Origin of the sequence: Streptomyces sp. NPDC048643 (assembly GCF_040650615.1) — a bacterium.
Lineage (GTDB): Bacteria > Actinomycetota > Actinomycetes > Streptomycetales > Streptomycetaceae > Streptomyces.
Window position 1 is genome coordinate 22,157 of record NZ_JBEZHO010000080.1, and the last position, 7,037, is coordinate 29,193.

At 71.9% G+C, this 7,037-nt stretch carries 6 protein-coding genes; 4 read left to right on the forward strand and 2 right to left on the reverse strand.

Features of this window, described 5'->3' with window-relative positions:
* Nucleotides 1-53: 53 nt before the first annotated feature.
* Nucleotides 54-1,439, forward strand: coding sequence for an aminotransferase class V-fold PLP-dependent enzyme (locus AB0C62_RS40385; protein WP_362982063.1), 1,386 nt, complete (start codon nt 54-56; stop codon nt 1,437-1,439).
* A 46-nt stretch (nt 1,440-1,485) separates the two neighbouring features.
* Here the strand turns inward: AB0C62_RS40385 and AB0C62_RS40390 are convergent, their stop codons facing one another.
* Nucleotides 1,486-2,460, reverse strand: coding sequence for a carbohydrate kinase family protein (locus AB0C62_RS40390; RefSeq protein ID WP_362982065.1), 975 nt, complete (start codon nt 2,458-2,460; stop codon nt 1,486-1,488).
* A 134-nt stretch (nt 2,461-2,594) separates the two neighbouring features.
* Between AB0C62_RS40390 and AB0C62_RS40395 the strand changes: the two genes are divergently transcribed.
* Both AB0C62_RS40395 and AB0C62_RS40400 read left to right on the forward strand, forming a co-directional pair.
* Nucleotides 2,595-2,816, forward strand: coding sequence for a hypothetical protein (locus AB0C62_RS40395; RefSeq protein WP_362982067.1), 222 nt, complete (start codon nt 2,595-2,597; stop codon nt 2,814-2,816).
* 209 nt (nt 2,817-3,025) lie between these two features.
* Entirely contained in the window at nt 3,026-4,789 is a 1,764-nt protein-coding gene (locus AB0C62_RS40400) for a hypothetical protein (protein WP_362982069.1), read from the forward strand.
* Nucleotides 4,790-5,007: 218 nt separating this feature from the next.
* Here AB0C62_RS40400 and AB0C62_RS40405 read toward each other — a convergent pair whose 3' ends face one another.
* Entirely contained in the window at nt 5,008-5,364 is a 357-nt protein-coding gene (locus AB0C62_RS40405; protein ID WP_081216804.1) for an iron-sulfur cluster assembly accessory protein, read from the reverse strand.
* 334 nt (nt 5,365-5,698) lie between these two features.
* On the opposite strand from AB0C62_RS40405, the gene nadA reads away from it, so the two are divergent.
* Nucleotides 5,699-6,883 carry a quinolinate synthase NadA gene (nadA, locus tag AB0C62_RS40410; RefSeq protein ID WP_362982071.1) on the forward strand — a complete coding sequence of 395 codons (1,185 nt, stop codon included), beginning with the start codon at nt 5,699-5,701 and terminating at the stop codon, nt 6,881-6,883.
* Nucleotides 6,884-7,037: the final 154 nt, after the last annotated feature.

A 7,037-nucleotide genomic window follows, 5' to 3' on the forward strand; every position in this document is an offset into this window, starting at 1 on the left:
CCACTCCGGATGCCTTCTGACGGCCCTTTGGGGCGACGGACTAGCGTGGTGGCGTGTCCTACTTCGACGCCGCGTCCGCGGCTCCGCTGCACCCCGTCGCCCGACAGGCCCTGCAGGCCTCGCTCGACGAGGGGTGGGCCGACCCCGCCCGCCTGTACCGGGAGGGACGGCGGGCCCGGTTGCTGCTCGACGCCGCGCGCGAGGCGGCGGCCGACGCGGTCGGCTGCCGCCCCGACGAGCTGACCTTCACCACCTCCGGAACCCGCGCGGTGCACACCGGGATCGCGGGCGCCCTGGCGGGCCGCCGGCGCGTCGGAGGCCACCTGATCGTGTCAGCCGTCGAACACTCGTCGGTACTCCATTCGGCAGAGCTGCACGAGGTGTCGGGCGGCACGGCGACACGGATCCCGGTCGACCGGACGGGCCGGGTGTCCCCTTCTTCGTACGCGCAGGCCCTGCGCGCCGACACCGCGCTGGCCTGTCTGCAGTCGGCCAACCACGAGGTGGGCACCGAGCAGCCGGTGGCCGAGGTGGCACAGGTGTGCCGGGGGGCGGGTGTGCCGCTCCTGGTGGACGCGGCGCAGTCGCTGGGCTGGGGCCGGGTGGAGGGCGACTGGTCCCTGCTGACGGCAAGTGCCCACAAGTGGGGCGGACCTTCGGGGGTCGGACTGCTCGTGGTGCGCAAGGGAACCCGGTTCGCTCCCCAAGGGCCCGCGGACGAGCGGGAGTCGGGACGGGCGCCCGGTTTCGAGAACATCCCGGCCGTCGTCGCGGCGGCCGCCTCGCTGCGCGCGGTCCGCGCGGAGGCCGAGCGGGAGGCGGCGCGGCTGCGCGAACTGACGGAGCGGGTCCGGGTACGGGTGCCCGGTCTGGTCCCGGACGTCGAGGTGGTCGGCGACCCGGCCCGGCGGCTGCCGGGGATCGTCACCTTCTCCTGTCTCTATGTCGACGGGGAGACACTGCTGCACGAGCTGGACCGGGTGGGCTTCTCCGTCTCCTCGGGCTCGTCCTGCACGAGCAGCACGCTCACCCCGAGCCACGTCCTGAAGGCCATGGGCGTCCTGAGCGAGGGCAACGTCCGGGTGTCGCTGCCGCCGGGAACCCCGGAGGAGGACGTCGAGCGGTTCCTCGCGGCGCTGCCGGACACGGTCGCGGCCGTGCGCGAGAGGCTCGGCGCGCCGACGTCGGCGGTGGAGGAGGCCGCCGCCCCGGTCGACTCCCTGGTGGTCGACGCGCTGGGCAGGCGCTGCCCGATCCCCGTCATCGAACTGGCCAAGGTCATCGGGGACGTGCCGGTCGGCGGCACGGTCCGGGTCCTCGCCGACGACGAGGCGGCCCGGCTCGACATCCCGGCGTGGTGCGAGATGCGGGGGCAGGAGTACGTCGGTGAGGAGCCGGCGGACCACGGCTCGGCCTATGTGGTCCGCCGGCTGTCCTAGTCGGTCACCGCGGGCTGTCGGGGGGACCCGGAGCCCGCCGGTCGCGCTAGGAGAGGTGCGTCTGGACCTCGGCGGCGGCCTCGTGGCCGTACGCCTTGGTGAAGCGGTCCATGAAGTGGCCGCGGCGCAGCTGGTACTCCTGCGTGCCGACCGTCTCGATGACGAGGGTCGCGAGCATGCAGCCGACCTGGGCGGCGCGCTCGTGGGAGACCCCCCAGGCGAGACCGGAGAGGAAACCGGCCCGGAACGCGTCGCCGACGCCGGTCGGGTCCGCCTTGAGCTCCTCCTCCGGGCAGCCGACCTCGATCGGGTCCTCGCCGACGCGCTCGATGCGGACACCGCGCGCGCCGAGGGTGGTCACCCGGTGGCCGACCTTGGAGAGGATCTCCTCGTCGGTCCAGCCGGTCTTGGACTCGATGAGGCCCTTCTCGTACTCGTTGGAGAAGAGGTACGTCGCGCCGTCCAGCAGTATCCGGATCTCGTCGCCGTTCATGCGCGCGATCTGCTGCGAGAAGTCGGCGGCGAAGGGGATCGCGCGGGAGCGGCACTCCTCGGTGTGGCGGAGCATCCCCTCAGGGTCGTCCGCGCCGATCAGGACGAGGTCGAGACCGCCGACCCGGTCCGCGACGGACTTGAGTTCGATGAGGCGGGCCTCGCTCATCGCGCCCGTGTAGAAGGAGCCGATCTGGTTGTGGTCGGCGTCCGTCGTGCACACGAAGCGCGCGGTGTGCAGCACCTCGGAGATGCGGACGGATTCGGTGTCGACGCCGTGCCGGTCCAGCCAGGCGCGGTACTCCGCGAAGTCGGAGCCGGCCGCACCGACGAGGATCGGCCGGGTGCCGAGCTGGCCCATGCCGAACGCGATGTTCGCGCCGACCCCGCCCCGGCGGACGTCGAGGTTGTCGACCAGGAAGGACAGGGAGACCGTGTGCAGCTGGTCCGCGACCAGCTGGTCGGCGAAACGGCCGGGAAAGGTCATGAGGTGGTCGGTGGCGATGGAGCCGGTGACTGCGATACGCACGGCTAGGACACGCTCCTGCGAGGGGAGGGGATTGACAGTTAACGCTACCGGGTCGGCACGGGGCCTCTGAAGCGGGCAAAACTACCCGATAGTAGATCTTTCTTCGTGGCGGCAGGCGTGCCTACGGTTCCGGTATGACGAACCTCAAGGTCCCAGGCACCGCTCCGCTCGGCCCGGCCGCCGACCTGGACGGTGATCTCGCGACGCTGCGCGGCGACTGTGCCCGGATGGCCGGAAACTGGGCGGCTCCCACGGCGGTCTCCGCCCTTCCCGTGTCCCCCTCGCTCATCCACGGGGTGACCGTGCCGTCCACCTCCGCGCGGATGCTGGACGGGATGTCCGACTACGGCGACTGACGCGCGCCGCCGGAGCGGTGCCGCCGTCCGGGTGAGGACCCGGCGGCGCCGTTCGGGTGAAACGTGCGGAGCGCTCGCAGGGAACCGTGCGCTCCCCCGCTGCGTCCCATCGCCGTCCCCTGTAAAGGGGACGCGGTGTACGACCTTGCGGAGCCCGTCTTCGACAGGGCCCGTCAAGGGGACAGCAGTGGAGCCGAAGGAGCGATGCGGTGAGCACCGAGCGACCCGACAACGACGCGACCGATCCCGTCGAGGGTGACGCCAGGGGTCCTGTCGAGGACGCCGCCGAAGACACCGTCGCGGAACCCGCCGAGAAGGGCACCGAGGCGCGTGACGGGCGTCCCTCCGGGGACTCCGGGGACTCCGGGGACTCCGGGGACTCCGGGGACTCCGGGGACTCCGGGGACTCCGGGGAAGCGCGGGCCTCGGCCCCTTCCGGGGAGAGCGACGAGGACGACGGTCCGGCCGTGCCGCGCCGTCGGCACACCCCCGTGATCGTCGCGGTCGCCGCGGCGGTGCTGCTCGTCGGGGGCGGCGGCGCGTACGTCGCCACGAGCGCGGCCGGCGGCAGCGGCTCCTCCGGGACGCCCGGCGGCGACGGCACTCCCCCGCCGCTCGCGCTCGACGGTTACTCCGAGACGACCACGAGCACCGGACCCACCGGCGGTTCGAACGGCATCGCGCCCGGCGAACCCGACCCCTACGGCACGACCTACCGCGCCGAGGGGAAGCTGCCCGCCGGACCCGGCTCCGCGCCGGTCCACTGGGCCGAGGGCAGCGTGACGCGGGCGGAGGTGGAGCGGCTCGCGAAGGCGCTGGACCTGGCGGGCACACCCCGGCTGGTCGGGGACGCCTGGACGGTCGGTGCGGTGAAGGACGGTTCGGAGCCCAATCTGCGGGTGAACGCGGACGCTCCGGGCACCTGGACGTTCAGCTACGCGATCCCCGGGACCGACAACTGCCCCCGGGGCAAGCCGTGCCGGCCCGGCGGGTCCGGCGGATCCGGCGGCCTGCCGGGGGCGGGAGCCGGTCCGGTCAGCGAGGCGGCGGCGAAGAAGGCGGCGGCTCCCGTGCTCAAGGCCGTGGGCCAGGACGAGGCGAAGGTCGACGCGACCCAACTCATGGACCGGGTGCGGGTGGTGAACGCCGACCCGGTGGTGGGCGGTCTGCCGACCTATGGATGGACGACCGGCCTCCGGATCGACGGTGAGGGTCATGTCATCGGCGGCAGCGGCCAGTTGAAGACTCCGGTGAAGGGGGACACGTACCCGGTCGTCGGCGCGCGGCGGACGCTGGACCTGATGAACGGGTCCGCGTCGGGCGCCTCGCCGTCGGGAGGCGGCCGTATGGGGATCGGCGGCTGCGCCAGCCCCGTACCGCTGAAGGACCGGGACGAGATGCCGTGCGAGCACCCGAGCGCGGCGCGCACAGCGCGGTCGGTGACCGTGGAGCGGGCGGCCTTCGGACTGGCGGCGCACCGGGCGGACGGGCGGCAGGCACTGGTGCCGTCGTGGCTGTTCGAGGTGCGGGCGCCGGGTGGCGGGGACACCTACACCGTGACGCATCCGGCGATCGACCCGGAGTTCCTGACGGCTCCCGAGTCGCCGGGGCAGCCCAGTCCGGCTCCGACGTCGCCGGGCGACCAGCCGTCCCCGTCGGCGACCACACGGGACGTGCGGGTCCAGGGCTACACCGCGGACGACAAGCGGCTGACGGTCGCCTTCACGGGTGGGGTGTGCGCCGAGTACACGGTCGCGGCGAAGGAGAGCTCGGACCGGGTGATCGTCACGGTCACGGAGACGCCCGAGCGGAGCAAGGTCTGCATCCTGATCGCCAAGATGTACGAGAAGACGGTGTCGCTGGACGCGCCGCTGGACGGCCGGACGGTCGTCGGGAGCGACGGCCAGGCGATCCACCAGGGGCGGGTCACCGTCCCCGAGGCGTCCGGAACAACCGAGCCGGGGCCGCGCTAGCGGCGTACCGGGGAGCGGGGGTGCCGGCCGAGGCCGGTGCCCCGCGGGTTCCGGATACACGAAGGCGGCGTCCCTGTCGGAGGGGGACGCCGCCTTCGTCCGTACTCGGCGTGCGGACGTGTTCGGCCGGAGCCGTGAGCCGCGGGCTCGGCTCAGTGGCAGTCGGCGCCGGCGAACCCCGGCCCGGTCGATGCCGGGCCCGGCCGGGCCGTGCCGTCCTAGCTGAAGGAGTCGCCGCAGGCGCAGGAGCCGGTCGCGTTCGGGTTGTCGATCGTGAAGCCCTGCTTCTCGATGGTGTCCACGAAGTCGATCGAGGCGCCGCCGAGGTACGGAGCGCTCATACGGTCGGTGACGACCTTGACGCCGCCGAAGTCCTTCACGACGTCGCCGTCGAGGGAGCGCTCGTCGAAGAACAGCTGATACCGCAGACCGGAGCAGCCGCCGGGCTGAACGGCGACGCGCAGCGCCAGGTCCTCACGGCCTTCCTGGTCGAGCAGGGCCTTGACCTTGCCCGCGGCGGCGTCGGACAGGATGATGCCGTCGCTCACGGTGGTGGTCTCGTCCGATACGGACATCTGCTTCTCTCCCGGGTTGTACGGAGACTGCTTGCCGACGATTGCAACCGGCGGGGCCGCGGATTCATTCCGGGCCGTGTGCGTGTCTTTGCCTTCTCCGTTCATGCTCGCACACACGCCCGCGCACGGGCCACGGCCTGTGGACAACCCCACGCACACCCGGGCCACCCCGCCGGAGCGGCGATCGGGATTCACGTCACATGGACGCTATGGACATCGTCAACATGACGTGAAGCGGTTATGATAGATAACGTCAATTCGACGAAAAGGCATCGTTCCGCCGGCCCGCTCCCTTACGGGCCCGGCGAGCCGCAGAACAGAAAGGGTGCGTGTCGTGACCACCGCCCAGACCCAGGATCTCGACGTACAGCCGACGCCCCTCGCCCTGCTGCTGCTCGGCCGCGAGGCCGACCCGAGGAGCGAGCGCGGCGTCGAGTGCCCCGGCGACCTGCCCTCGCCGTCCGACCCGGACCTCGTCGAGCGCGCCCGCGCGGCGAAGGAGAAGCTCGGCGACAAGGTCTTCGTGCTCGGCCACCACTACCAGCGCGACGAGGTCATCCAGTTCGCGGACGTGACCGGTGACTCCTTCAAGCTGGCCCGGGACGCGGCGGCCCGCCCGGAGGCCGAGTACATCGTGTTCTGCGGCGTGCACTTCATGGCCGAGTCCGCGGACATCCTCACCGGCGACGACCAGAAGGTCGTCCTCCCGGACCTCGCCGCGGGCTGCTCGATGGCCGACATGGCCACCGCCGAACAGGTCGCCGAGTGCTGGGACGTGCTGACCGAGGCCGGCATAGCCGAGCAGGTCGTGCCCGTCTCGTACATGAACTCGTCCGCCGACATCAAGGCGTTCACCGGCAAGCACGGCGGCACGATCTGCACGTCGTCGAACGCCGAGCGGGCCCTGGAGTGGGCCTTCGAGCAGGGTTCGAAGGTGCTCTTCCTGCCCGACCAGCACCTCGGCCGCAACACCGCCGTCCGCGACATGGGCATGTCCCTGGACGACTGCGTGCTCTACAACCCGCACAAGCCCAACGGCGGCCTCACCACGGAGCAGCTGCGCGACGCGAAGATGATCCTGTGGCGCGGCCACTGCTCCGTGCACGGGCGCTTCAGCCTGGATTCGGTGAACGACGTCCGTGAGCGCATCCCCGGCGTCAACGTCCTCGTGCACCCCGAGTGCCGGCACGAGGTCGTCGCGGCGGCGGACTACGTCGGCTCCACGGAGTACATCATCAAGGCCCTGGAGGCGGCCCCGGCCGGCTCGAAGTGGGCGATCGGCACCGAGCTGAACCTCGTGCGGCGTCTCGCGAAGCGCTTCGCGCCCGAGGGCAAGGAGATCGTCTTCCTCGACAAGACGGTCTGCTTCTGCTCGACGATGAACCGCATCGACCTGCCGCACCTCGTGTGGACCCTGGAGTCCCTCGCCGAGGGCAACCTCGTCAACCGGATCGAGGTCGACAAGGAGACCGAGGCGTTCGCGAAGCTGGCGCTGGAGCGGATGCTGGCGCTGCCGTAGCCGCACCGGCACCGGCACCGGCACCGGCACCGGCACCGGCACCGAGCAGTACGTACAAGGGCCCCCGTCCCGGCCACCTGGCTCGTCGGCGCCATCGCCACCCGCCATGCTGATGTGCTCACTGGCTTCTTGGCGGGCCTCACCTTCACCCTCG